The sequence below is a fragment of the Streptomyces yongxingensis genome (genome assembly GCF_055597465.1).
In genome coordinates, this window is sequence record NZ_CM145717.1 from 5,913,849 (window position 1) to 5,938,109 (window position 24,261).

Below are 24,261 nucleotides of genomic sequence, written 5' to 3' on the forward strand. Positions count from 1 at the left end.
CGATGGGCGTCTTCGTCTTCCTCCCGCTGGTTCTGCCCCTGACGGCGCTGCCGATCGCCCGGCTCGCCGAGCAACATCTCCATCCACGCACCGCCACCCGGCTGCTGACGCTCGTCGGCACCGTCCTCGCGGTGTGCTCCACGCTGTGCCTGGGGCTGCTGATGGTCGTCGGCACGGCGCAACTGCCCGGCAACCCGCTGCCGGACAGCTGGTCGGACCCCGAGGTACGGGCGGCGGTGCCGTTCGACGTGGTGGCCGGGAAGGCGGCGATCGGCGCGCTGGCGGCGGTGGCCGTCTCCTGCACGGCCACCTGTCTGCGTCATGGCCGGGTGCGGCGGGACGCCCGGCTCGCGCTCGCCGGGCTGCCGGAGTCGCCGGTCGCGGTGCTGCCGGACGACAAGGCGTACGCGTACGCGCTGCCCGGTACCTCCGGGCGAACGGGGAAGCCGGGCCGGATCGTCGTCTCCACCGGGATGCTGGACAGCCTTGAGCCCCGCGAGCGGCGGGCCCTGATCGCGCATGAGCGCGCGCATCTGACCGCGCACCACCACCGCTATCTGCTGGCCGCACAGCTCGCGGCGCGGGCCAACCCGCTGCTGCGGCCGCTGCGGGCCGCGGTGGACTACTGCGCCGAGCGCTGGGCGGACGAGGAGGCGGCCCGGGAGGTCGGCGACCGCCGGGTGACGGCGCGGGCGGTCGGCAAGGCCGCCCTGGTCTCCCGGGGCACGCCGGGGACGGCGCTCGCCGGGTTCGCCGCGCCGGGGCCGGTGCCGCGCAGGGTCGCGGCGCTGCTCGAGCCGGTGCCGCCGTCCCGGCGCTGGCCGCCGACGTGGACGGCGGCGGGGCTGGCCCTGTGGATCGCGGCGGTGGGCACCGCCGCGTCCGCGCTGTCCTCGGCGAACGCGGCGGTTGCCCTGGTCCTCGTCCTGCACGCCGCGACCCCGCTGTAGCTCCAGGTCGCGGCCTTACGGCTTGCGGGGCCGCCTTACGGCCGCGGCCTATGGCCTGCGGGGCCGCCTTACGGCTTGTACGCCTCGCCTCACAGGTCGAACTCGGCCGGCGGGAGCTCCAGCGTGTAGCACGCCTCGCGGACCATGGCCTGCTCGGTCTTGTCGAAGTTGCCGTCCGCGCCACCGATGACGATGCCGATCTGGATCACGGCGCGCGCCTCGGCGGGCTTCTTCTTGGCCTTGGCGACCTCCTGCATCACGCTCACCTTGCCGAAGGCGAAGTCGGTGGTGAGCTTGTTGACGTAGTCGTTGAAGCGGCGCTGCAGATCGTCGGCCGGGAAGTTCTGCAGCACCTCGTTGGTGGCGATGAGCTGGGCGACGCGCTGCCGCTCGGCCGGGTCGACCGAGCCGTCCGCCGCCGCCACCAGGGCACACATCGCCATGCTCGCGTCGCGGAAGGCGCCGCTCTTCAAGTCGTTCTTCTTCGAGACGAGCTGAGTCTGCATCGTCTGGGCGGACTCCCTGATGCGGTCCCACAGGGCCATGGCCACTCACACTCCATAGGGTCGTTAGGATCTACAGTTGTGTAGAAGTTAGCAGGCGGGGTCGGTCAAGGCTGGGCGGATCGGCCCCTCTTCGCCACTCTGTGAACTGACCGGAGAGGTAAAGAAGTTCCCAAGTTGAGGAGGTGACGGATGCGCTGGGCTGGGCATAAACCCTTGTACGCGAGAGCTGAGCCTTTTGGGGCGCGGGCTCGCGAGCGCCACTATGGTGCGTGGAATGTTCCACTCCGCAACCCTCCGCCGAAACCCGGAAAGAGGCAGGATTTTCCCCGCAGGTTCCCCGGGAGGGCGTATGTGATGAACGTCTCGTCCTTACTGCCGACACTGCCCGCGCGGCGCGCACCGGTGTCCCCGCCTCCCGAGGCGGCAGCGGCTCCGTCCTCCGCGCCGAAACAACGTGACGCGTTCTTCGACAACGCCAAATACCTGGCGATCGTGCTGGTCGCCATGGGGCATGCGTGGGAGCCCCTGCGAGGCGGCAGCAGAGCGGCATCCGCGCTCTATATGACCGTCTACACGTTCCATATGCCGGCGTTCATTGTCATCTCCGGGTACTTCTCGCGGAATTTCGATTTCCGGCCGGACCGGCTCAAGCGGCTGATCACGGGTGTCGCCGTCCCGTACGTCCTCTTCGAGGTCGCGTACACCTTCTTCAAGCGGTGGGCGGACGACGATCCGTCCTATCCGATCAGTCTGCTCGACCCCTGGTATCTGACCTGGTTTCTGATCGCGCTCTTCGTCTGGCGGCTGACCACGCCGCTGTGGCGGATCGCGCGGTGGCCGGTGGCGCTGGCCCTCACCGTCGCCGCGCTCGCCGCCTGTTCACCGAATATCGGTGACGACCTGGATCTGCAGCGGGTGCTGCAGTTCCTGCCCTTCTTCGTGCTGGGGCTGCACTTGCGGCCGGAGCACTTCCGGATGATGCGGCGGCGCGAGGTCAGATGGCTGTCGGTGCCGGTGGTCGCGGCCGCCGTGGTCTTCGCCTACTGGGCCGTGCCGCGGATGAACCCGGCGTGGTTCTACCGCCGGGACAGCGCGCAGGAACTCGGCGCGCCGTGGTGGGTCGGGGCGGTGATGACGTTCGCCCTCTTCGGCTGCTCCATGGTGCTCACCGTGTGCTTCCTCGCCTGGGTGCCCCGGCGCCGGATGTGGTTCACGGTGCTCGGCGCCGGGACGCTGTACGGCTATCTGCTGCACGGCTTCCTCGCCAAGGGCTCCCGCTTCTGGGACTGGTACGACCACCCGTGGCTGCACCGGCCCCTGGGGGAGATCGCGGTGACGGCGGTGGCGGCGGCCGTGGTGACCGCCTTGTGCACGCCGCCCGTCCAGCGGGCGTTCCGCTTCGCGATGGAGCCGCGGATGGAATGGGCCTTCCGGAGACGCGACGGATGATCCGCGCACTCGACCGGCGCCCCTTGTCAGGGGGCGGTACGCGGCAAGGAGCGCCGGTCGCGGGAGCACACTTGTGTGACTAATTGGGCTTTCGGATAGTCGAGTTGCGGCATGGGTAGCCCGTAGCCGACCCAGTCCGTAGCCGGACGACGGCTACGGGCCACCGTCGCACGGAGAGGTGCCGGCCCAGCAGTGACACAGCCCTTTCGACTCCCCGACTTCTACCTGCCGTATCCGGCGCGGCTGAACCCCCATGTCCAGGAGGCACGGGAGCACTCCACCCGGTGGGCCCGCGAGACGGGCATGCTCGAGGGCTCGGGGATCTGGGAGCAGGAGGATCTCGACGCCCACGACTACGCCCTGCTGTGCGCATACACCCACCCCGACTGCTCCGGCGCGGAGCTCTCGCTGATCACCGACTGGTATGTGTGGGTGTTCTTCTTCGACGACCACTTCCTGGAGACGTTCAAGCGCTCCCAGGACCGTGAGGCCGGTAAGGCGTATCTCGACCGGCTGCCCGCCTTCATGCCGATGGACCCGGCTGCCGGGACCCCCGAGCCCACCAACCCGGTCGAGGCGGGGCTCGCGGATCTGTGGGCGCGGACGGTGCCCTCGATGTCGCCGGACTGGCGGGCGCGGTTCCGGGAGAGCACCGAGAACCTGCTCAACGAATCGCTCTGGGAGCTCTCGAACATCAACATCGACCGGGTCCCCAACCCGGTCGAGTACATCGAGATGCGCCGTAAGGTCGGTGGCGCGCCCTGGTCGGCCGGGCTGGTGGAGCACGCCGTGGGGGCCGAGGTGCCGGCGGTGATCGCCGGGTCGCGGCCGATGCGGGTGCTGCGGGACGCCTTCGCGGACGCGGTGCACCTGCGCAACGACCTGTTCTCGTACCAGCGGGAGATCGAGGACGAGGGCGAGCTCAGCAATGGCGTCCTGGTCCTGGAGACGTTCCTGGGCTGCACCACCCAGGAGGCGGCCGACTCCGTCAATGAGCTGCTCACCTCACGGCTGCAGCAGTTCGAGGACACCGCCCTCACCGAGCTCGGCCCGCTCTTCGCCGAGCACGGCCTGGACCCGGCGGCCTGCGCGGGGGTCCTCGCCTACGTCAAGGGGCTCCAGGACTGGCAGTCCGGCGGCCATGAGTGGCATATGCGCTCCAGCCGGTACATGAACGGCGCGCACGGTGCGGACGGCCCGGATGGTGTGAACGGCCCGGATCGTGCGAACGGCCCGGACACGGCCCCGGCGTGGTCGCCCTTCGCGCTCAGCGGCCTCGGCACCTCCGCGGCCAGCCTGCCGCTGACCACGGGCCGGGCGGAGGCGGCCAGGACCCGCAGGTTCAGCCATGTCCCGTTCCGGAAGACCGGGCCCTCCCTGCTGCCCGACTTCTTCATGCCGTTCACCCTCCGGCTCAATCAGCATCTGCCCACCGCCCGCGACCACCTGGTCGACTGGGCCCATCGGATGGGCATCCTCGGACCGCAGCCCGGCATCCCGGGATCGCACGTCTGGGACGAGCAGCGGATGCTCGCCGCCGACCTCCCGCTGTGCGCGGCCGGCATCCACCCGGACGGCTCCCTGGACGAGCTCGATCTGGCGTCGGGCTGGCTGGCCTGGGGCACCTACGCGGACGACTACTACCCGGCGGTCTTCGGCCGCGCCCACGACCTGGCCGGGGCCCGGTCCTGCAACGCCCGGCTCGGGGCGTTCATGCCGCTCGACGCGGGCCCCACCCCGGCCCCGGCGAACGCGCTGGAGCGGTCGCTGGCCGACCTGTGGAGCCGTACGGCGGGCCCGATGGAGCACTCGGCGCGCCGCGATCTCCGGCAGGCCATCGAGGACATGACCGCCAGCTGGCTGTGGGAGCTGGCCAACCAGACCAAGAACCGGATCCCGGACCCGGTGGACTACATCGAGATGCGCCGGCACACCTTCGGCTCCGACCTCACCATGAGCCTGTGCCGACTGGCGCACGGACGGCGGGTGCCACCCGAGATCTACCGCAGCGGCCCGGTCCAGTCGCTGGAGAACGCCGCCGCGAACTACGCGACGCTGCTGAACGACGTCTTCTCGTACCAGAAGGAGATCGAGTTCGAGGGCGAGGTCCACAATGGCGTCCTCGTCGTCCAGAACTTCTTCGACTGCGACTATCCGACCGGGGTCGCCGTCGTGAACGACCTGATGACCTCCCGGATGCGGCAGTTCCAGCATGTCGCGGAGCATGAGTTCCCCGTGCTGTACGACGACTTCGGCCTGGAGCCGGAGGCCCGGACGGCGATGGACGGCTATGTGGAGGAGCTGCGCAACTGGATGACCGGGATCCTGAACTGGCACCGCGAGGTCCCGCGCTACCGGGAGGAGGAGCTGCTCCGCGCCCACCGGCGGCCGGTGGGGTCCGGGGCCGGGACCGTGACGGGCGCCGGGACCGGGGCCGGGACGCGGCCGGTGGCCCCGTGGCACGGGCCCACCGGGCTCGGCACCTCGGCCGCGCGGGTTCCGGTGCCCGCCGGAGGCACCGGAGCACGTCCGTAAGGACCTCGGGAAGGACCGTAAGGACCTCGGGAACGAGACCTCGGGCCGACCGCCCCGCCTTTGTCCGCCGGGACAAGGCGGGGCGGCCGCTTGTTGGCCGTCCGGCACGATGCCCGGCGGGCCGCACGGCCTGTTGAATGCCGCGCAGTCCCCTCGCGCCCAGGAGGTACCGTGTCGGCCGAAGCTGAAGATCCCGGCAGCCCGGGCCCCGGCCCGGACCCTGGCGTCGCCCCCGGCCCCGCCCCCGCGCCCGCCTCCGCCAGGAGAACGTGGCGCGACTGGCTCCTCCTGCTGCCCGCCGCCCCCGCGCTGGCCCTCCTCGCCTCCGTATGGCTGCCGTTCGTCAACGCCGAGCGGCTGTGGTTCGGGATGCCGTCGCTGTACGTCTGGATCTGCGTCTGGGTGCTCGCGCTCACCCCCGCGCTCGCCGCCGTCGAATGGGGTCTGTGGCGCCCCCGCGAGCGGGCGGGCGGTGAACAGCGGTGAACGTCGTCCTCGCGGTCTCCCTGCTGGGCATGTGCGCCCTCGCCCTGTGCGGTTTCCTGGGCCGGACCGGCCGCACCACCGATCTCGCCGAATGGGCCGTGGGCCAGCGGAACTTCGGCACCCTCGCCATGTGGTTCCTGCAAGCGGGCGAGGTGTTCACCACCTTCAGCTTCCTCGGCGTCGCCGGTGTCGCGTACGCGGGCGGCAACGCGGCCACGTACGCGATGGTCTATCTGGCCCTCGCCTTCCTCCTGCTCTACTTCATCCAGCCCAGGCTGTGGCGGCTGGGTGAGCGGCACGGCTATCTGACCCAGGCCGACTACTTCACCCAGCGGTACGGCAGCCCGCTGTACGGCAAGGTCATCGCCGTCATCGGCCTGGTCTTCCTGATCCCGTACCTCCAGCTCCAGATCACCGGGCTCGGCATGGTCGTCGGGCTGGTCACCGGCAGTACGGCCTCCGGGCGGCTGAGCATGGTGCTGGCCTCCGTGCTGACGGCGGCGTTCGTACTGTGGTCGGGCATCCGGGGGCTCAAGAACAGCGCGTACTTCAAGGACGTGCTGACCCTCGGCGTCATGCTCGTCCTGGCCATCGCCATCCCGCTGCACTACACCGGCGGTCTGGGCGAGGTGTTCCGGCAGGTGCACGAGGTCCAGCCGCAGATGCTGACCGTGCACTCCGGGGAGCGCGACCGGATGTGGTGGACGACCAGCGTGCTGACCTCGGCGCTCGCGGGCGGGCTGATGGCCACCCCGCACCACTGGCCGCCGCTGATGGCGGCGGGCGGACCGAGGGCCATCCGCACCAACAACGTCTTCATGCCGCTCTACCAGATCGCGCTGATGGTCCCGATCACCATCGGGTTCACCGGGGTGCTGGTGGCCCGGCCGGGCGGGGGCGGAGAAGGGGCCGGGGACCCGGACGGGATTCTGCTGACGCTCGCCCAGGGCGCCCTGCCGGGCTGGGCCACCGGGCTGGTCGTGGTGGCCGCGGCGGCGTCCGCGATGGTGCCGGCCGGGGCGATGTGCGTCGGGATCTCGACCCTGGTGGCGCGGAATCTGCTGCCCGCCCGCCGGGAGGCGGCCCGGATGGCGGTCAACCACAGCGTGGTCGTCCTGGCCATCGGACTCGCGCTCACCCTCGGCATCCTGCGGCCGGGGCTGCTGGCCGACCTCCAACTGCTCACGGTGAGCGGCTTCATCCAGATCGTGCCGGGGCTGCTGGCGGCGATCGGCCGCCGGCGGCTGCTGACCGCCCCGGGGGCGCTGGCGGGCCTGGTGACCGGTGAAGCGGTGGTGACCTGGCTGACCCTGGCCGAGGTGGAGACCCACCATGTGAACGCGGGCCTGGTCGCGCTGGCGGTCAATGTGCTGGTGGCGGTCGCCGTGACGGCGCTCTTCCCCCGTCCGGCCGCTTCCCCAACCATGGAGTCCGCCCTTGGGGCCCGTGAGGACCGTGAGCCTTACGGGGCCCGCGGTCGGAAGACCCGCGCAGCGATGACCATCGAGGAAGGCGAGCGACCGTGACGACGACGGATGACGATCTCTGCTTCAGGACCGCACTGGACCTCAGTGCGCTGCTGCGCTCCCGCGAGCTGTCCGCGCGCGAGCTGCTCGAGGCCCATCTGGCCCGTATCGAACGGGTCAACCCGGCCGTCAACGCGATCGTCACCCTCGTCGCGGACCGCGCCCGCGAGGCCGCCCGGCAGGCCGATGAGCGGATCGCGGCGGGGGAGGAGCTCGGGCCGCTGCACGGGCTGCCCATCGCCCACAAGGACACCCACAACACCGCGGGCATCCGCACCAGCCATGGCTCGCCGCTCGCCGACGGCGTGCCCGACCAGGACGATCTGCTGATCGAGCGGATCCGGGCCGCCGGGGCGATCACCATCGGGAAGACCAACGTGCCCGAGTTCGCGGCCGGTTCGCACACCTTCAACCCCATATTCGGCGCCACCCACAACCCCTACGACCTGGGCCGCAGCGCGGGCGGCAGCAGCGGGGGCGCGGCGGCCGCGCTGGCCTCCGGCATGATCCCGATCGCGGACGGCAGCGACACCGGCGGCTCGCTGCGCAACCCGGCCTCGTTCTGCAATGTCGTGGGGCTGCGCCCATCGCCCGGGCGCGTCCCCTCCTGGCCCGCCGCGACCGCCTGGAGCACCCTCGGCGTCAAGGGGCCGCTGGCGCGTACCGTCGCCGACACCGCGCTGCTGCTGTCCGCCATCGCCGGGCCCGACGCGCGGTCGCCGATCGCCCTGGAGGAGCCCGGCGCCCGCTTCGCCCGTCCCCTCGAGCGCGATCTGACGGGGCTGCGGGTGGCCTGGTCGCCGGATCTCGGGGGGCTGGTGCCGGTCGAGCCCGAGGTGGCCGCGGTGGTCGAGTCGGCGGCGGAGGTCTTCACCGGCCTCGGCTGTGCCGTGGAGCGGGCCTGCCCGGACCTGACCGGGGCCGAGGAGGTCTTCCGTACGCTGCGCGCCTCGATCTTCGAGGTCGCCTTCGGCGCGCTCATGGACCGCCACCCCGACGGGCTGAAGCGGGCGATCCGGGAGAACGCCGAGGAGGGGCGCAAGCTCACCGGGCCGGACATCGGCCGCGCGGAGGTGCTGCGCACCCTGCTCTACCACCGCGTCCGGGAGTTCTTCGGCCGTTACGACGTGCTGCTGCTGCCGGTGAGCCAGGTGGTGCCGTTCGACGTCGGCATCGAGTACCCGACCGAGATCGCCGGGGTGGCCATGGACGACTATCTGGACTGGATGCGCTCGGCGTATCTGGTCAGCTCGACCGGCAGTCCCGCGCTGTCCGTACCGGCCGGGTTCACGCCCGGCGGGCTTCCCGTCGGGGTGCAGATCGTCGGACCGCACCGGGCGGATTTCGCGGTCCTCCAGGTCGGCCACGCCTTCGAGCAGGCCACCGGGCACTGGCGGCGGCGCCCGGCGGGGATCGAGTAGCCGGGCGGGCGCCGGGGGGGGCCGGCCGAGCGGGCGGCGGAGGGTGAAATCCATCCGTTACCGCCCGCACACCCCTGGATAATCCGTGGCTTCGAGCATCAGAGTGAACGGGTCCGGGTAGTGCCCCGGCGACGACCACCCGGCGGTGACGACCACCGGCGCTGATGAGCGGAGGAGCCATGTACGACGACTCCTCGTACGACGACGCCTCGGACGGCCTGCTTTCGCTGGCGACCAGGGCCGCCGGGCTGGCCGGTGGCCCGGTCACCATCGAGAACGACGCGTCCGAGCTGATCACCTACTCCCCCGGCCAGGAGAACTCGGACGACGCGCGCGTCGCCACGATCCTCAGCCGCCGGGTGCCCGACCGGTACCGCACCCTGCTGCGCACCGAGCATCTGGACGAGCGGCTCGCGGGCTCCTCAGGCCCGTTCTACGCGGATCTGCGCGGGGCCGGGATCCTGCCGCGCGCGATCATGCCCATCCGGGCCGGTGATACGGCCATCGGCTCCATCTGGGCCATCGTGCCCTCCTCGCCGTCCCCGGAGCAGCGGGCCGCCCTGGAGGAGTCGGCCGCGTTGCTCGCGCCCCTGCTCGCCCGGCAGGCCGAGCGGCGGATGGCCGCGGACGCGCGGCGGACCGCCGCCGTGCGGGCGCTGCTTCGCGGCGGGGACGAGGCCGTCGAGACGGCCCGTGAGCTCTCGCTGGCGCCGGGACCGCTGGCCGTGGTCGCCGTCCGCCCACTGCCGTCGGCGCCCGCGCCCGCCCCCGGCCCGTACGACAGCACGTATGACGGTGCGTACGACTGCCCGTACGACGGTCCGTACGACGGCCCGCCCGGCGATCCGCTGCGCCGAGCCCTCGCCGACCTCGACCGCAGGCTCTCGGCGTTCCGGCCCGGTGGGCTCAGCGCGGAGGCCGACGGTGTGGGCTATGCCGTGGTGCCGGTCGGTGACGAACAGCGGCTGCTGCGGGCCGTGGGGGAGCTGCCGGGGACGGCGGCCGGTGTCGGCCGCACCGTCCCCGGGCCCGGTCGGCTCGGCCGTTCACGCGCCGACGCCGAGCTGGTGGTCCGGCTGCTCACCCGGCTCGGCGCGGCGGCACGCACCGCCCATATCCGCGACGTCCAACTGGACGCCCTGCTCATGCGGACCGTGGACCTGGCCGTCGAGGCGGGCCACGATCCGCTGGGCGCGCTCGCGGAGCTGGAGGACTACGACCGCAGGCGCGGCACCGCACTGCTGGACAGCGTGGACCGCTATCTGGCCGCCGGAGAGGACGCCCGGCTGGCGGCCCGTCAGCTTCATGTCCACCCCAACACCCTGCGCTACCGGCTGCGGCGGGCGCAGGAGATCACCGGGCTCGATCTGAGCGACCCCGCGGCCGCGTTCGACATCCGGCTGCGGCTGCGGCTGCGCGCGCTGCGATTGCCGTAGGCCCTGACCGGCGGGCCTTGGGGAGTGTCCGAGGGGTCGTGACGCCTGCGGCGGGCTGTTCCCCTCCCCGCCCCTTCCCGATACCAGGGGCTCCGCCCCTGGACCCCGGAGTTTGGCGCGGTGCCCTGCCACACGGCGGAGCCGCGTATCGATGCCGCGGGATGGGGGAGAGCTTCGGTCCGGAGTCTGGGGCGGAGCCCTGACCCGGGGCCTGGGGCGGAGCCCGCACGTGGCGGAGCCGCGTATCGATGCCGCATAGCGATGCCGCTGCCGCGGGAAGGGGCGGGGAGGGAGAAGAGCCGCCGGTGACAAGACTCCGTTTTGTCCCCGGCGACAAGGCCGGGCCGTGCGCTCTCGGCCTCCGGGCCAGTGCGGTGCCCGGCCCCCTCCCCCGATGATGGCGTTTCACCCATGGGAAGGAGCGCATCCGTGCCCACTGCCATCGGTCCGTCCCGCCCACCGCGCAGCGCCATCGTCATCGGCGCGGGCATGGTCGGCCTCGCCACCGCCTGGTCGCTGCGGAACCACGGCGTCGAGGTCACCGTCGTGGAGCGGCGCCACCCCGCGGCCGGGGCGTCCTGGGGGAACGCGGGCTGGCTGTCCCCGGCCCTGACGCTGCCGCTGCCCGAACCGGCGGCGCTCCGCTACGGGCTGCGCAGCCTGGTCTCCCCCGCGTCGCCCGTCTACATCCCGCCCCGGCCCGACCCCCGGCTCGCCCGCTTCCTGCTCACCTTCACCCGGAACTGCACCCCGCGCCGCTGGCGGGTCCTGGCCGCCACCTTCGCCACGCTGAACCGCCATGCGCTGGACGCGTACGACGCGCTCGCGGCGGACGGCGTCGCGGAGCCGACCCGGCCCGCCGAACCCTGTCTGATCGCCTTCCGCACCGCGGCCGAGCGGGCCGCGATGGTCGAGGAGCTGGAGCACGCCCGCGCGGCCGGTTTCCGAATCGCGTACGAGCGGATCGACGGGGACCGGGCCCGTGCGCTGGAGCCGGCGCTGGGCGACGGCATCGGCGCGGCCGTGGAACTCCACGGCCAGCGCTATCTCAACCCCGGGAACTTCGTCCGCGCCCTCGCCGACGCGGTACGCGAGCGCGGCGGCGAGATCCTGGAGCGGACGGAGGTGTCCGGTATCCGGGACCTCGGGCGGGCGGGCGTGGCCGTCACCACCTCCGGGGGCCAACTCCGCGCGGACGTCGCCGTCGTGGCCACCGGGGCCTGGCTGGACCCGTTGGTCCGCCCGTTCGGGGTCCGGGTGCCGGTCCAGGCCGGACGCGGCTACAGCTTCAGCGTCCCGGCCGAGGGCGCCCCCACCCGTCCCACGTATCTGGCGGCCCAGAAGGTCGTCTGCACCCCGCTGGGCGAGGGCCGGGTGCGGGTCGCCGGAATGATGGAGCTGGCCCCGGCGGACCGGCCGGTGGACCCGCGCCGCATACAGGCGATCATCGCGGCGGCCCGTCCGCTGCTGCGGGGCATCGACTGGGAGGCCCGTACGGACACCTGGGTCGGCGCCCGCCCCTGTACCCCCGACGGGCTGCCGCTGGTCGGCCCGACCGGCTCGCCGCGCGTCTACGTCAACGGCGGGCACGGCATGTGGGGCGTGGCGCTCGGCCCGCTCAGCGGACGGCTGCTGGCCGACGCCATCGCGACCGGCACCTCCCCGGCCGAACTGGCCCCGCTGCACCCGCTGCGCTGAGCGGACCCTCTCTTCCCGCCTGCTCATGTTTCGGCTCGGCGGTCCCGGAAACCCGCCGTGGTGAGCGACGCGACAACGTCGAAAGGAGTCACCGATGAGCACCGTGCGGGAGACCGTCGAGGTTGGGGTTCCGCTCCACACCGCGTACAACCAGTGGACTCAGTTCACCGAGTTCCCGAGGTTCATGGAAGGCGTGGACCAGGTCACCCAGGTGGACGATCGCCATAACCACTGGGCGACCTCCATTGCCGGTGTGCACCGGGAGTTCGACACCGAGATCGTGGATCAGCTTCCCGACGAGCGCATCGCCTGGCGCACCACCTCCGGTGATGTCCAGCAGCAGGGCCTGGTCACCTTCGAGCCCGTGGACGAGCGCCACACCCGGGTCAATCTGGCGATGGTCTTCGAGCCGAGCGGGATGGCGGAGAAGGCCGCGGACATGACCGGGACGCTCGACCGCCGGGTGAAGGGGGACCTGCGGAGGTTCAAGGACTTCATCGAGCAGCGCGGTGAGGCGGAAGGCGCCTGGCGCGGCCGGATCTCACCCGGCTGACCGCGGCGCACCGAACCGAACCGATCCATAAGCCCGCGAGGGCGCCGACCGCACCGGCCGGCGCCCTCGTCGCGCGTCTCCATGAAGATCAGATCTTGCTCATCCGGTGATATCGGGAGCAAGCTGGATGCATGGGTGCGCAAACGGCGCCTACGCTGATCTCATCCGTTCAGCGGGCTTTCCGGCTGATGGAGGCGGTGGGCGCGCACGAGGGCGGTGCGCCGGCCAAGCGTCTCGCCCGGGAGACGGGGCTGCCGCTGGCGACCACGTATCACCTGCTGCGGACGCTGGTCCATGAGGGTTATGTGCACCGGCTGGACGACGGCGGTTTCGTGATCGGCGACAAACTGCGCGCCCTCGAGTCCGGCAGCCGTGATCAGGCGATGCTCGCCCGGGTCCGGCCCGCCCTGGCCGCGCTGCGCGACGAGCTCTCCGCCGCCGCGTACCTCACCTTCTACGACGAGGGCGAGATCCGGGTCGCGGAAATCGTCGATGGCCCGCAGGCGCCCCGGGTCGACCTGTGGGTGGGGTTCGAGGACGCCGGACATGCCACCGCGCTGGGCAAATGCGTGCTGCGCGAGCTGGACGACGAGGCCCGCCACGACTATCTCTCCCGCCATCCGCTCGTCGATCTCACCCCGCGCACCGTCACCCGCTCCGACGACCTGCTGCGCCGCCTGGACTCCCCGACCGGAAGTCCCCTGGTCGCGGACCTGGAGGAGTACGCTCTGGGCACGGTCTGCTTCGCGGTGCCGATCTACTACGGAGACCGGCTCGGCTCGCTCGGGATCTCGCTGCGGGCGGACCGGCTGGCCCGGCTGACGGAGGCGGATCCGCACCGTGAGCTGTTCCGGACCCGCCTGGTGCCGACGGCGAGCCGGGTGAGCAGGAACCTCTCGCTCACTATCTGAAAAGGCGGGGCTTGCCGAAGCTATCGAACCGCTGTTTCTCTGGATGAAACGGACACCCTCGGTATCACTTGCCCCCGTGGAGAGAGAGCAGCGAAGCAGGTCATGTTCCCGGCCCGACTCCGCCCGTACGACCCGGACCGATCGGACGGCACTGGGCTCATAGCCCCCGCGGTCCCCGTCATCATCATCTGTGGTGTGGCCTTGCTCGCCCTCGCGACCTCGGAGGGGCTGGCCTGGCTGCCACTGCTTGCCGTCGGCCCGGCGCTCGCCGCCGCCCACTCCGGACCGTACGGGGTGATGCGGATCGGCCTGCTCGCCGTGGCGGTGGGCGCGCTGCTGGGCACCCAGGGCCATGAATCGGTGCGCACCCAGGCGATCATCCTGGCCACGCCCGCCGCCGTGGCCCTGGCGAGCTGTGGGGCCAGCGCCATGCGCAGACGCCGTGAGCAGGTCCTCGCCGCCGTCCGCTCGGTCGCCGAGGCCGCCCAGAACGCCCTGCTCACACCGGTGCCCGCCCGGGTCGGCCAGTTCCAGGTGGCGGTCCGCTACAGCGCCGCCGCCGCGGAGGCACGGGTGGGGGGCGATCTCTATGCCCTGTTGCCGACCCCGTACGGGGTCCGGCTGATCGTCGGCGACGTACGCGGCAAGGGGCTGCCCGCGGTGAGCACCGCCGCGCTGGTGCTCGGCGTCTTCCGCGAGGCCGCCTACGACGAGCCGAACCTGCTCGACGTGGTCGCCAGGATCGAGCGCAGCCTGTCCCGCAACCTGGCGCCCGACGACTTCGTCACCGCCGTGGTCGCCGGATGCCCCAACGAGGGCCGTATGGAGCTCGTCAACTGCGGACACGCCCCGCCGCTGCTGGTCGCCGAGACCGGGATCGTCGCCGTCGAGCCCACCCGCCCGGCCCCGCCGCTCGGCCTGGCCTCCCTGGGCGGCGAACTGCCGAGCCTCCAGGTGGTGCCGTTCGCCGAGGGCGACCAACTGCTGCTCTACACCGACGGGGTCATCGAGGCGCGGGACCGCGGCCGGGAGTACTTCCCGCTGCTGGAGCGGGTGCCGCGGCACATCTGCGACGAGCCGTCCCGCACCCTCGCCGCGCTCCATGACGAACTGCTGTCCCATGTGGGCGGCCGCCTCCACGACGACGCGGCGCTGCTACTGCTCCGCAAGCCGGTGCTGGGCGCGGTGCGCAGGGTGGCGGATGTGCCGTAGCCGTGACCCGGTCTGCCCCGCTCGGCGCCTCCGACGGATCGGCTCAGACGACGCCCTGGGCGGCCATCGCCTCCGCCACCCGTACGAATCCGGCGGCGTTCGCGCCCAGGGCGTAGTCGTCGGGGGAGCAGCCGTAGCGGTCGGCGGTGGTCCGGCACAGGGTGTGGACCTCCGTCATGACGGCGGCGAGGCGGGCCTCGGTCTGGGCGAAGGTCCAGCGCTCGCGGGAGGCGTTCTGCTGCATCTCCAGCGCGGAGGTGGCCACACCGCCCGCGTTGGCGGCCTTACCGGGGCCGAAGAGCACATCGGCCTCCCGGAAGATCTCGATCGCCGCCGGGGTGCAGGGCATGTTGGCGCCCTCGGCCACGGCCAGTACACCGTTTTTGACCAGGGCGATCGCGCTCTGCTCGGTCAGCTCGTTCTGGGTCGCGCAGGGCAGCGCGACCTCGCAGGGCAGCTCGAAGACCGAGCCGCGGCCGGAGAAGACGGCACCCGGCTTGGCGTCGGCATAGGCGGAGAGCCGCTGCCGCCGGACCTCCTTGATCTCCTTGAGCAGCGCGATGTCGATACCGTCCGGGTCGACCACATGGCCGGAGGAGTCGGAGCAGGCCACCACCCGGCCGCCGAGGGCGTGCACCTTCTCGATGGCGTAGAGGGCCACGTTGCCGGACCCGGAGACGACGACCGTAAGGCCGTCGAGATCCCTCTTGCGGGTCCGCAGCATCTCCTGGACGAAGTGGACGGTGCCGTACCCCGTGGCCTCGGTACGCGCGGGTGAACCGCCCCACGCGACCGGCTTACCGGTCAGCACACCGGCCTCGAAGCGATTGGTCAGCCGCTTGTACTGGCCGAAGAGATAGCCGATCTCGCGGGCGCCCACCCCGATGTCCCCGGCCGGGACATCGGTGTGCTCGCCCAGGTGGCGGTGGAGCTCGGTCATGAAGGACTGGCAGAACCGCATGACCTCGCCGTCCGACCGCCCCTTGGGGTCGAAGTCCGCACCGCCCTTGCCGCCGCCGATGGCCAGGCCGGTCAGCGCGTTCTTGAAGATCTGCTCGAAGCCGAGGAACTTCACGATGCCCAGATCGACGCTGGGGTGGAAGCGCAAGCCGCCCTTGTAGGGGCCCAGCGCGCTGTTGAACTCCACCCGGAAGCCCCGGTTGACCTGGACCTCGCCGTCGTCGTCCACCCACGGCACCCGGAAGACGAGCTGCCGCTCCGGTTCGCACAGCCGCTCCACGATCCCGGCCTCCAGATACTCCGGATGCGCGCCGAGCACGGGGGCGAGGGCCGGCAGCACCTCGCGCGCCGCCTGGTGGAACTCGGACTCCCCGGGGTTGCGGTGCGTGATCTGCGCGTAGAGGGCCTCGATACGGGCGCTGACGTCCATGGGTGGCTGGTGCCTCTCTGTGGTCTTCTGTCTCATATGCCGGTCCTGTGGGGGTCCAGGATCTTGTCCCCGGCGGGGTTCACCATGGCGGCGCGCCCGGGGAGTCGGCCGCGAAGCGGGAAGACCGGGGAGGGGCGGGGGACAGACCGGGGGAGGACCCGGGACGACCTGCGGAGATCGAGAGGGGGTGGAGCCGGCTCCACCCCCGGGCCGGAGCCCCGCACCCCTCCCGGTACGGGACCGCGCTCTCTCCCGCCCGCCCGCGCCCGTTTCTAGCGTTCTTCATGACCGGCGGACCCGTTTATCCGCCCGGCGCGACAGAGGGGCGGAGAGATGAACCGGCAGTGGCGCGGCCGTACGACGGCCACCGCGGAGCGGACGGGGACCTGGCACCATGCGCTGACCCTGGACGGGGTCACCCGGGAGTACCGGCCGGGGGCCGTGGCGCTGCACCCCATCCATCTGACGGTGCCGCGCGGACGGTTCCTCGCGGTGATGGGCCCCTCGGGATGCGGGAAGTCGACCTTGCTGCAGTGCGCCGCCGGGCTGGACCGGCCGACGGCGGGCACGGTGCGCATCGGCGGCACGGAGCTGTCCTCGCTGAACGAGGCGGCGCTGACCCGGCTGCGGCGGGAGCGGATCGGCTTCGTCTTCCAGGCGCACCACCTGGTGCCGTCGCTGAGTGTCGCGGAGAACGTCTCCCTGCCGCTGATGCTCGGCGGCCGGAGCGTCGACGGCCGGGACCTGCGGGCGCTCGCCGCGGTCGGGCTGGGGGACCGGGGCGGCGCCATGCCGTACGAACTGTCCGGCGGGCAGTGCCAGCGGGTGGCGATCGCCCGCGCACTGGTGACCTCGCCCGACATCGTCTTCGCCGACGAGCCGACCGGGGCGCTCGACCCCGCCGCCGCGGAGGGGGTGCTGACGCTCCTGCGGCAGGCCGTCGACCGTGACGGCCATACGGTCGTCATGGTCACCCACGACCCGTTCGCCGCCGCCTGGGCCGACGAGGCGCTGTTCCTGATGCGGGGGAAGCTGGTCTGGCGGCAGGAGCGGCCGGAGGCGACCGACATCCGCCGCGTCCTCAAGGACCTGGGAGGGCGGACGGCATGAAGGTGGCCGCCCTACTGGCAGCGCGCGCCACTCGTGCCCACCGTAAGGCGTGGACCGCCGTCTTCGCCGCGCTCGCCCTCACCTCCCTGCTGCTCGGCGCCTTCGGGCTGACCCTCGTCTCGGCCTGGAGCGCGCAGCCACGGGTGGAGCGGTACGCCGGGGCGGACCTCGTGGTGGCCGGCGACCAGACCACCCGCTTCAGCGCGACGTCCCTGGGCGAGCGCGAGACCGCGAGCGCCGGGCTCACCGAGCGGGTCCGGATCCCCCGGACGGCGCTGAGCGTGGTGCGCGGGGTGCCCGGGGTGCGGACGGCCGTCGCCGACGTGGAATTCCCGGTGGGCCTCGCGGGCCGGTCCGCCACCGGCCACCCCTGGGAGACCGCCCGCCTGGCGCCGTACGCGCTACGGACCGGCCGCGCCCCGCAGCGGACGGACGAGGTGGTGGTGGGCGGTGGGGCGGGTCGCGGCGGCGTGGGCCGCATCGGCGCGCGGCTGACGCTGCGCGTGGCCGGCCGGGACGCGGCGTACACCGTCGTGGGCGTCGCCGACGGTCCCCGTACGGCCGTCTGGTTCACCGGCGCCGAGGCCCGGCGCCTGTCCGGACACCCGGAAGCCCTGGACGCCATCGGGGTCGTCGCCGGGCCCGGCACGGGCCCGGGGGAGCTGGCCGGGCGGGTGCGGAAGGCCCTGGACACGGCCGGTGTCACCGACGTCGGGCACCGCGCGGACGGCGACCCGGCCACCGTGCGCGTCCTGACCGGACGCGAGCGCGGCGAGGCCGAGTTCCTGGCCGCCGCGCCCGCCCGTGCAGAGCTGCTGGCGGCGCTCGGCTCCGTGGCCGGAGCCGTCGTCCTCGTGGCGCTGCTCGTCGTGTCGTCGACCATCGTCCAGGCGCTGCGCCAACGCTCCCGTGAACTGGGCCTGTTGCGGGCGGTCGGCGCCACACCCCGGCAGCTGCGCGGTGCGGTGGGCCGGGAGGTCGGGCGGGTCGCGGCCTGGGCGGCGCTGGTGGGCGCGGCCGGGGCGGCCCCCGCGTACCTGGGGCTGCGCGCGCTGCTGGACGCGCGGGGCGCGCTGCCCACCGGACTCGAGCTGACGCTGCCCCCGTTGCTGTGGCCCGCACCCCTGGCCACCGCCGCCGTCACCGCCCTGGTGGCCCGCATCGCGGCGCTCATCGGCTGCTCCAGGACCGCCACGGCGCGCCCGGCGGAGGCGCTGCGCGAGCGGGCACCCGGCAGGGCGCGGGGCATCACCGGGCTGGTGCTGCTGGGCGTGGGCGCGAGTTCGGCCGGAACGGCCGCCCTCCAGCAGGGCGCGACCGCGGCGGCCGCGGCCGGTGCGGCGGCGGTGACGATGGTGATCGCCTGCGCGGTGCTGGGGCCGTGGATCGCGGAGGGGGCGATGCGGCTGCTCGGCGCCCCGCTGCGGCTGTTCGGCCCCGGCGGCCGCCTCGCCGCCGCCAACTGCGCCGCGTCCGCCCACCGGCTGGGCGCGGCGATCACCCCGATCGTGCTGGTCACCGCGTTCGCCGGGGTCCAGCTCTCCGGGGGCGCGACGATGACCCACGCGGGGGACGCCCAGGCCCGCCAGGTGCTGCGCGCCGACGTGGCGGTGCGCGCGGACGGCGGCCTTACGGCCGGTGCGGTGATGCGGATCCGCGAGGTCCCGGGGGTGCGGACGGCGACGGAGGCCGTCCCCGGCACGGTGCTGCTGGCGCGGAGCCAACTCGGCTCGCCCGAACTCGAGCGGCTGCCGGTCTTCGGCGTCACCCCGGAGCGGCTGACGCGCACCCTCGACCCGGGGGTGCGGAACGGGGACCTCGCCCGGCTGCGGCCCGGCACGGTCGCCGTCGGCGCCGACCGCGCGGACTCCCTCGGCGCACGGCCCGGCTCCACGGTGACCCTGCGGTTCGGCGACGGCCAGGAGGCGCGGCTGCGGGTCGTGGCGACGTACGAACGCTCCATCGCGCTCGGGGACTTCCTCCTCTCCCGCGATGAGCTGCTGCGCCACACTTCGATGCCCGGCGCGGGGCGGGTCCTGGTCGCGGCCGCGCCCGATGCCGACCGTAAGGCGCTCACGAAGGCGCTGGCGCGAGCGGTGCCCGGGGCCCGGGTGGAGTGGGACCCGGCGCCGGTAAGGGGCGAGGCGGAGGGCCAGGCGCTGGCCGAGGTGGTGTCGGTGGCGGTGGTCGCGGCGATCGGGGCCTTCACCGTGATCGCCGTCCTGAGCACCCTCGCCCTCATCGCCACCGGACGCCGCCCAGAACTGCGCCTGCTGCGGCTCGCGGGCGCGTGCCGCGGCCAATTGCGCCGCATGCTACGGCTGGAGGCGGCGGCCACGGTGGTGACCGGCCTGGTGGTGGGGGCGGCCGTGGCGTCCGTACCGCTGCTGGCCTTCAGCGCGGCTACGGCCGGCACGCTGCCGTACCTGCCGCCGGTGCAGGCCGCGGCGATCGTCTCGGTGGTCGTGGCCACGGCGGCGGCGGGCTCGCTGCCACCGGTGTGGTCGACGCTGCGGGGGCGGTACCCGCGGAGGGTCTCCAGCCCCTCCGGCGATTGAGGGGAACTCTCCAGCCCCTCCGGCGATTGAGGAGCGGGGTCCGGGGCGGAGCCCTGGCGGGGGTGAGGGGGCGGAGCCCCCTCTTTCGGGAAGGGGCGGGGCGGGGAAAGCCACGGCTGACGCGGCCGCGAATACCGCCGGGGCCGGGGCCGCGATCCCCGTCGGGGCCGAGACCCGCACCGGGCTCGGCCTTACCGCCTGTCCGCCGACTCCCCCTGCCCCGCCCCCTTGTTGAGGTACGCCAGGACCGCCAGCACCCGCCGGTGCCCGCTGTCGCTCGGCGGCAGGCCCAGCTTGGCGAAGACATTGCCGATGTGCTTGCTGACCGCGCGCTCCGAGACCACCAGCGTCCGGGCGATCGTCGCGTTGTCCCGGCCCTCCGCCATCAGGTGCAGCACTTCGCGCTCGCGCGGCGTCAAGGAGTCCACCGGATCGTTCCGGCGCCGGGTCATCAGCTCCTTGACCACCTCCGGGTCCAGCGCCGTACCGCCCGCGACCACCCGTTCCAGCGCGTCCAGGAACTCCTCGACCCGCCCCACCCGGTCCTTCAGCAGATAGCCGAGCCCGCTCGCGCCGTCGGCCAGCAACTCGGCCGCGTAGGTCTCCTCGACGTACTGCGAGAGCACCAGCACCGGCAGACCGGGCATCTCCCGCCGCGCCGCGAGCGCCGCGCGCAGCCCCTCGTCGCGGAAGCCCGGCGGCATGCGGACGTCGAGCACGGCCGCGTCCGGGCGGTGTTCGAGGAGGGCGGGCAGCACCTCGGGGCCGCTGGAGGCGACGGCCACCACCTCGTGCCCGGCGGAGTTCAGCAGCAGGACCATGCCCTCCCTCAGCAGAGCGTTGTCCTCAGCGATCACCACACGCACGGCAGCTCCACTTCGATCAGCGTCGGCCCCCCGGCGGGGCTGGTCATCTCCACGGTCCCGTCGAGCGCCGCGACCCGGCGCCGCATGCCGAGCAGCCCGCTGCCACCCGAGGGATCGGCCCCGCCCCGCCCCTCGTCCCGTACCGCGACCCTCAACCTATCGGGCATCCGGACGAGGCCGACCGACGCCTGTCGCGCCCCGCTGTGCTTGGCCGCGTTGGTCAGCGCCTCCGCGATCACGAAGTACGCGGCGGCCTCGACCGCCGCCGGGGCCCGGGGCCCGTCCTCCACCCCGTCGTCCCGTACGGACACCTCGAGCCCGCTGCCCGCCGCGAGTGCCCGTACGGCGCCGACGAGTCCGCGGTCGGTGAGGATCGGCGGATGGATGCCGCGCACGACATGGCGCAACTCGGTGAGGGCCTCCTCCGCCTGGTCCTGCGCGTCCTCCAGCAGCTTGTGCGCCGCGTCGGGGTCCTTCTCGTACGCGCGCCGCGCCAGCCCCACCCGCATCGAGAGCGCCACCAGGCGCGCCTGCGCACCGTCGTGCAGGTCCCGCTCGATGCGCCGCAGCTCGGCCCCGTGCGCGGCCACGGCGCCCGCCCGGGTCTCGGACAGCTCCTCCACCCGCTCGGCGAGCCGGGCGCTGCGCAACGCCTCCGGAGACGGCAGCAGCAGCGCCCGCGACCACGCCGCGTCGAGATCGACGAGCCGCTCGACCAGCGGCAGCACCACGGCCCGCTTCCCCAGCAGCCCGCACCACACCCCGTCGACGAGCAGTCCGATCACCCACACCGGCATCGCGCAGCAGGCCAGCAGCCAGCCGTAACCCGCGTGCGCCACGAGCCAGCGCAGATCGCGGTAGGTGGCCGGGTCCCCGACCGCCGCCCGCGCCCGCGCGAACGCCTCCCCGGTCAGCGGCCGGTACGCCTCGGGCACCGGTTCTCCGGTCCAGGCGCCCACCAGCCGCCGCTTGTACCCGGCCGTCCTGCGCAGCAACAGCACCGACTCGGGCAGCACCCCCGCCCCCACGACGGTGGCCATGGCCACGGCGGCGAAGATCACCACCGCGACGGACAAGTACGAGGCCAGGGCCAGCCCGGCCGCTCGCAACAACTCGACCGAGGCCCACCCCGCCCGCCGCACCGTCTCCCGCATGGCGGTCAGGCTAAGCGACCGGCTGGGCGCGTGGGAGCGGAGTGGGCCGACCGGTGGGTGAATCGGTGGGGGTGTAGCCCGCTACACCACGGATCCGGGAGCGCGGCCCATCGAGCCGGCGAAGCGAACGCGGAATCGTAGACCTCAGAAGCGAACGACCGATACAACGCCCGAACCAAGGGCGGTCCCTCAGAAAGGACCCTCATGAAGTCCCTGCTCTGGCTGGTCCTGGCCCTCGCTGCCATCGTCAACGTCTCCTCCAACTTCGCCTTCGACGGCATCGAGCAGATCCTGGTCAGCAGCGTCACCGGCCTCACCGCCATCGCCTCCGCCACGGCCCTCTACCTGACCCGCGACCGCCGCACCGCCTGAGCGGGTGCGACGGCTCCCGCTACATCACCTCGAACGCACCCCGCCACCACGGGCTGTCCGGAGCGTCCACGCGAATGACCCTCGCCCTCGCCGTGATCTTGGCGTCGAGGGCCAGGACGAGCACCCGCAGCTCCCGCGCGCTCTTCTTGGGCAGAGCGTGGAGTGCGGTCTCGAGGACGTCGCGAAAAGATCCGGGATCGCAGCCACACTCGTAGATCCCGCACCGAGGCCCCCAGAACGCATCGGTCACACCTCTGAGAGGACCGTGGGCCAGGGCCCTCCAGTGCCAGAAGGCTTCCTCGATCGCCTCGGGCCAGAAGCGGGTGCGCTCGAGCCGACGCAGATCGGCGGCGCAGGCCCCCGAGAGACGGTCGATCGGCGGATACCGCCGACGCCACAGGACACGGACCGGAATACGGACCGGAATGTCGCCCCGCAGGGCTGATGGGCGCCTACGCGGCATGGCCCTTTCGATAGCTGGTCATACCGGCCAACGTACCGCCCCCGAACGGCGGCCGACCAAGCGTTTTCCGGAAGCACGCTCCCGGGTCGCTCAGGCCCCGGTCCCGGTACCGGCGTCGGTCCCGGCCCCGGCCGCGATGCCGTCGGGGTCATCGGCCACAGCGAAGGCGCCCTGGGCGTCTTGGTTCACAGCGATCGGGCTCGGCGGATCGGCGACGCAGGCCCCCACGGTCGCCCTACCTCTTCGGCGCCACCACGTTCACCGACCACGCGGCTCCGCTGACCCGAGCCCGAGACGGAAAACCACGAAGGGCCATACGGGATTCGAACTCATGAGGGGTTGCCCCCAACACGCAAGCTCTGAATGGGACGGAAACTGAGACGGGCGGTAGGCCCGCGCTCACCTAGCATGCTCAGTGTCGAGGGGGAGCCATGGCACTGGTCCGCAAGGGCGCACGGCGCATCATTGTCGACGGCACGGCCTACCGCTGGCGGCTGCGACGCAGGCCGACCTACTCCCAGGGCCTGGCCTGGTCACCGTGCGCGATCGTGGTCGAGCACGCAGACGTCCCCGGGACAACGCTCGTCGTCACGACCAACCAGCCGCACCCGAGCAACTGGCTCGGTCGCGAGGCCAAGCCTGTGCTGCCATCCGGCGTTTCTCAGATCATCCAGCTGGCTCTTCGCGAGGGCTGGACCCCAGCTGCTCCGGGCTCCCCATTTCACCTGGACCTTTCCGCTGGCTTCAGGCCCTCGCCTTGAGCAAGGCAACACGACATGAGCTTGGGAATCACCGGGCCTGGCGGACGCGAAACCGACTCTCACCTGCTGGAAAGGGTGATGCGTCAAGTCACGTCCGGGCTAGCGCGGCTGAACTGGAAGCCCCGCGTCTTAGGGGCGAGGGGAGTCGAACCACTGACATACATCAATATGGTACATGTGTTACTCTAGGTACATGTCCATGAAGCGCACCAATGTCTACGCGGACCCGGAAGACCTCGCCATCATCAAGGAGGCCGCCAAGCGCCGCGGCATCAGTGAGGCCGAGATCATCCGGCAGGGCATCCACCTTGCCGCCATGGCCAATCGCGTATGGGATGAGCCGCTGTTCTCCCGCACCTTCACCGGCCCTGGACGCACTCTTACCAAGGACGAGGTGCGTGATGTCGTCGCTGATGCTGCCCAGCGCGAAACCGGTTCAGGAACTGCTGCGTGATCGTCGTCATCGCTGACACCTCCGGCCTGCTGGCAGCGCTCGATTCCACGCATCCGGAGCATGGCGCGGCGCAGGAGGCCATCATGGCTTCCGGTCTGCTCGTCATGTCGCCATTGCTGCTTTCTGAGCTCGACCACGTAGCCACCCGCGAACTGGGCCGCGAGGCCGCGGTGAGCGCGATCGACGACATCCGGGGCTGGATGCGCCGCGGCCGAGTATCCGTACCGGAGATTACCGAGGGGCACCTCGGCATCGCTCAGACCGTCCGATCCCGCTACCTGGCGCTCGACCTGGATCTCACCGACGTGGTGAACGTCGCCCTGGCAGCCGACTACGACACCGACGCGATCCTCACCCTGGACCGTCGAGACTTCCGTGCCGTACGTCCCCTCGGACATTACAAGGCGTTTCGCGTCCTGCCTGACGATCTACCCCTCTGAAGTCCCACCC

General features: G+C 72.5%; 22 protein-coding genes. 17 read left to right on the forward strand and 5 right to left on the reverse strand.

Annotation, left to right across the window (positions count from 1 at the left end):
• Positions 1–2 precede the first annotated feature (2 nt).
• Complete coding sequence (locus tag ACZ6TD_RS25490; RefSeq protein ID WP_471341916.1) at positions 3–950, forward strand: M56 family metallopeptidase; 948 nt, start codon at positions 3–5, stop codon at positions 948–950.
• A gap of 89 nt (positions 951–1,039) precedes the next feature.
• Here ACZ6TD_RS25490 and ACZ6TD_RS25495 read toward each other — a convergent pair whose 3' ends face one another.
• On the reverse strand, positions 1,040–1,495 hold the full coding sequence (locus ACZ6TD_RS25495; protein WP_471358020.1) for a tellurite resistance TerB family protein: 456 nt from the start codon (positions 1,493–1,495) through the stop codon (positions 1,040–1,042).
• A gap of 315 nt (positions 1,496–1,810) precedes the next feature.
• On the opposite strand from ACZ6TD_RS25495, the gene ACZ6TD_RS25500 reads away from it, so the two are divergent.
• From ACZ6TD_RS25500 to ACZ6TD_RS25545, 10 genes are all read left to right on the forward strand, one after another.
• Positions 1,811–2,905 carry an acyltransferase family protein gene (locus tag ACZ6TD_RS25500; RefSeq protein ID WP_471341917.1) on the forward strand — a complete coding sequence of 365 codons (1,095 nt, stop codon included), beginning with the start codon at positions 1,811–1,813 and terminating at the stop codon, positions 2,903–2,905.
• A gap of 192 nt (positions 2,906–3,097) precedes the next feature.
• The gene (locus ACZ6TD_RS25505; RefSeq protein ID WP_471341918.1) at positions 3,098–5,440 is read left to right on the forward strand and encodes a terpene synthase family protein; all 2,343 of its coding nucleotides are present in this window, start codon (positions 3,098–3,100) and stop codon (positions 5,438–5,440) included.
• Positions 5,441–5,611: 171 nt separating this feature from the next.
• Positions 5,612–5,926, forward strand: coding sequence for a hypothetical protein (locus tag ACZ6TD_RS25510; protein WP_471341920.1), 315 nt, complete (start codon positions 5,612–5,614; stop codon positions 5,924–5,926).
• Positions 5,923–7,452 carry a sodium:solute symporter family protein gene (locus ACZ6TD_RS25515; protein WP_471341922.1) on the forward strand — a complete coding sequence of 510 codons (1,530 nt, stop codon included), beginning with the start codon at positions 5,923–5,925 and terminating at the stop codon, positions 7,450–7,452. The genes ACZ6TD_RS25510 and ACZ6TD_RS25515 overlap by 4 nt, the downstream gene beginning before the upstream one ends.
• A complete protein-coding gene (locus ACZ6TD_RS25520; protein ID WP_471341924.1) occupies positions 7,449–8,873 on the forward strand; it encodes an amidase in 1,425 nt (474 codons plus the stop codon). Before ACZ6TD_RS25515 ends, ACZ6TD_RS25520 begins: the two co-directional genes overlap by 4 nt.
• A 164-nt stretch (positions 8,874–9,037) precedes the next feature.
• Positions 9,038–10,309, forward strand: coding sequence for a PucR family transcriptional regulator (locus ACZ6TD_RS25525; RefSeq protein WP_471341925.1), 1,272 nt, complete (start codon positions 9,038–9,040; stop codon positions 10,307–10,309).
• A 429-nt stretch (positions 10,310–10,738) separates the two neighbouring features.
• Positions 10,739–12,007, forward strand: coding sequence for an NAD(P)/FAD-dependent oxidoreductase (locus ACZ6TD_RS25530; protein ID WP_471341927.1), 1,269 nt, complete (start codon positions 10,739–10,741; stop codon positions 12,005–12,007).
• A 94-nt stretch (positions 12,008–12,101) separates the two neighbouring features.
• A complete protein-coding gene (locus tag ACZ6TD_RS25535; protein WP_470003233.1) occupies positions 12,102–12,560 on the forward strand; it encodes an SRPBCC family protein in 459 nt (152 codons plus the stop codon).
• 131 nt (positions 12,561–12,691) lie between these two features.
• Positions 12,692–13,471 (forward strand): IclR family transcriptional regulator, encoded by a 780-nt coding sequence (locus ACZ6TD_RS25540; protein ID WP_471341930.1) that lies wholly within the window; start codon positions 12,692–12,694, stop codon positions 13,469–13,471.
• Between the two features lie 102 nt (positions 13,472–13,573).
• The gene (locus ACZ6TD_RS25545) at positions 13,574–14,683 is read left to right on the forward strand and encodes a PP2C family protein-serine/threonine phosphatase (RefSeq protein ID WP_471341932.1); all 1,110 of its coding nucleotides are present in this window, start codon (positions 13,574–13,576) and stop codon (positions 14,681–14,683) included.
• A 43-nt stretch (positions 14,684–14,726) separates the two neighbouring features.
• On the opposite strand, the gene gdhA is transcribed toward ACZ6TD_RS25545, so the two are convergent.
• Positions 14,727–16,073: an NADP-specific glutamate dehydrogenase gene (gene gdhA / locus ACZ6TD_RS25550; RefSeq protein ID WP_471358022.1), complete on the reverse strand. Its 1,347-nt coding sequence runs from the start codon at positions 16,071–16,073 to the stop codon at positions 14,727–14,729.
• Positions 16,074–16,406: 333 nt separating this feature from the next.
• Between gdhA and ACZ6TD_RS25555 the strand changes: the two genes are divergently transcribed.
• Together ACZ6TD_RS25555 and ACZ6TD_RS25560 are read left to right on the forward strand one after the other, a co-directional pair.
• Positions 16,407–17,183, forward strand: a complete 777-nt coding sequence (locus ACZ6TD_RS25555) for an ABC transporter ATP-binding protein (RefSeq protein ID WP_471341933.1) — start codon at positions 16,407–16,409, stop codon at positions 17,181–17,183.
• Positions 17,180–19,741, forward strand: a complete 2,562-nt coding sequence (locus tag ACZ6TD_RS25560) for an FtsX-like permease family protein (RefSeq protein WP_471341935.1) — start codon at positions 17,180–17,182, stop codon at positions 19,739–19,741. Before ACZ6TD_RS25555 ends, ACZ6TD_RS25560 begins: the two co-directional genes overlap by 4 nt.
• Before the next feature lie 191 nt (positions 19,742–19,932).
• Here the strand turns inward: ACZ6TD_RS25560 and ACZ6TD_RS25565 are convergent, their stop codons facing one another.
• Together ACZ6TD_RS25565 and ACZ6TD_RS25570 are read right to left on the reverse strand one after the other, a co-directional pair.
• Positions 19,933–20,607 (reverse strand): response regulator transcription factor, encoded by a 675-nt coding sequence (locus tag ACZ6TD_RS25565; RefSeq protein ID WP_471341936.1) that lies wholly within the window; start codon positions 20,605–20,607, stop codon positions 19,933–19,935.
• Complete coding sequence (locus ACZ6TD_RS25570) at positions 20,595–21,761, reverse strand: sensor histidine kinase (RefSeq protein WP_471341938.1); 1,167 nt, start codon at positions 21,759–21,761, stop codon at positions 20,595–20,597. Before ACZ6TD_RS25570 ends, ACZ6TD_RS25565 begins: the two co-directional genes overlap by 13 nt.
• A 204-nt stretch (positions 21,762–21,965) precedes the next feature.
• On the opposite strand from ACZ6TD_RS25570, the gene ACZ6TD_RS25575 reads away from it, so the two are divergent.
• Positions 21,966–22,133, forward strand: coding sequence for a hypothetical protein (locus tag ACZ6TD_RS25575; protein WP_471341939.1), 168 nt, complete (start codon positions 21,966–21,968; stop codon positions 22,131–22,133).
• Positions 22,134–22,152: 19 nt separating this feature from the next.
• Here the strand turns inward: ACZ6TD_RS25575 and ACZ6TD_RS25580 are convergent, their stop codons facing one another.
• Entirely contained in the window at positions 22,153–22,596 is a 444-nt protein-coding gene (locus ACZ6TD_RS25580) for a hypothetical protein (RefSeq protein ID WP_471341941.1), read from the reverse strand.
• A 431-nt stretch (positions 22,597–23,027) separates the two neighbouring features.
• On the opposite strand from ACZ6TD_RS25580, the gene ACZ6TD_RS25585 reads away from it, so the two are divergent.
• The 3 genes from ACZ6TD_RS25585 to ACZ6TD_RS25595 all read left to right on the forward strand — a co-directional run bounded on the left by ACZ6TD_RS25585 (position 23,028) and on the right by ACZ6TD_RS25595 (position 24,251).
• Entirely contained in the window at positions 23,028–23,357 is a 330-nt protein-coding gene (locus tag ACZ6TD_RS25585) for a hypothetical protein (protein WP_471341944.1), read from the forward strand.
• Positions 23,358–23,550: 193 nt separating this feature from the next.
• Positions 23,551–23,811, forward strand: a complete 261-nt coding sequence (locus tag ACZ6TD_RS25590) for a ribbon-helix-helix domain-containing protein (protein ID WP_471341946.1) — start codon at positions 23,551–23,553, stop codon at positions 23,809–23,811.
• Positions 23,808–24,251, forward strand: coding sequence for a PIN domain-containing protein (locus tag ACZ6TD_RS25595; protein ID WP_471341948.1), 444 nt, complete (start codon positions 23,808–23,810; stop codon positions 24,249–24,251). The genes ACZ6TD_RS25590 and ACZ6TD_RS25595 overlap by 4 nt, the downstream gene beginning before the upstream one ends.
• Positions 24,252–24,261: the final 10 nt, after the last annotated feature.

Bases quoted from the DNA above. Each gene is read 5' to 3' on its own strand.
- ACZ6TD_RS25495 (WP_471358020.1), bottom strand. From the start codon at position 1,495: ATGGCCCTGTGGGACCGCATCAGGGAGTCCGCCCAGACGATGCAGACT.
- ACZ6TD_RS25545 (WP_471341932.1), top strand. From the start codon at position 13,574: ATGTTCCCGGCCCGACTCCGCCCGTACGACCCGGACCGATCGGACGGC.
- ACZ6TD_RS25490 (WP_471341916.1), top strand. From the start codon at position 3: ATGGGCGTCTTCGTCTTCCTCCCGCTGGTTCTGCCCCTGACGGCGCTG.
- ACZ6TD_RS25575 (WP_471341939.1), top strand. From the start codon at position 21,966: ATGAAGTCCCTGCTCTGGCTGGTCCTGGCCCTCGCTGCCATCGTCAAC.
- ACZ6TD_RS25500 (WP_471341917.1), top strand. From the start codon at position 1,811: ATGAACGTCTCGTCCTTACTGCCGACACTGCCCGCGCGGCGCGCACCG.
- gdhA (WP_471358022.1), bottom strand. From the start codon at position 16,073: ATGGACGTCAGCGCCCGTATCGAGGCCCTCTACGCGCAGATCACGCAC.
- ACZ6TD_RS25585 (WP_471341944.1), top strand. From the start codon at position 23,028: ATGGCACTGGTCCGCAAGGGCGCACGGCGCATCATTGTCGACGGCACG.
- ACZ6TD_RS25540 (WP_471341930.1), top strand. From the start codon at position 12,692: ATGGGTGCGCAAACGGCGCCTACGCTGATCTCATCCGTTCAGCGGGCT.
- ACZ6TD_RS25580 (WP_471341941.1), bottom strand. From the start codon at position 22,596: ATGCCGCGTAGGCGCCCATCAGCCCTGCGGGGCGACATTCCGGTCCGT.
- ACZ6TD_RS25570 (WP_471341938.1), bottom strand. From the start codon at position 21,761: ATGCGGGAGACGGTGCGGCGGGCGGGGTGGGCCTCGGTCGAGTTGTTG.
- ACZ6TD_RS25590 (WP_471341946.1), top strand. From the start codon at position 23,551: ATGTCCATGAAGCGCACCAATGTCTACGCGGACCCGGAAGACCTCGCC.
- ACZ6TD_RS25560 (WP_471341935.1), top strand. From the start codon at position 17,180: ATGAAGGTGGCCGCCCTACTGGCAGCGCGCGCCACTCGTGCCCACCGT.
- ACZ6TD_RS25555 (WP_471341933.1), top strand. From the start codon at position 16,407: ATGAACCGGCAGTGGCGCGGCCGTACGACGGCCACCGCGGAGCGGACG.
- ACZ6TD_RS25525 (WP_471341925.1), top strand. From the start codon at position 9,038: ATGAGCGGAGGAGCCATGTACGACGACTCCTCGTACGACGACGCCTCG.
- ACZ6TD_RS25535 (WP_470003233.1), top strand. From the start codon at position 12,102: ATGAGCACCGTGCGGGAGACCGTCGAGGTTGGGGTTCCGCTCCACACC.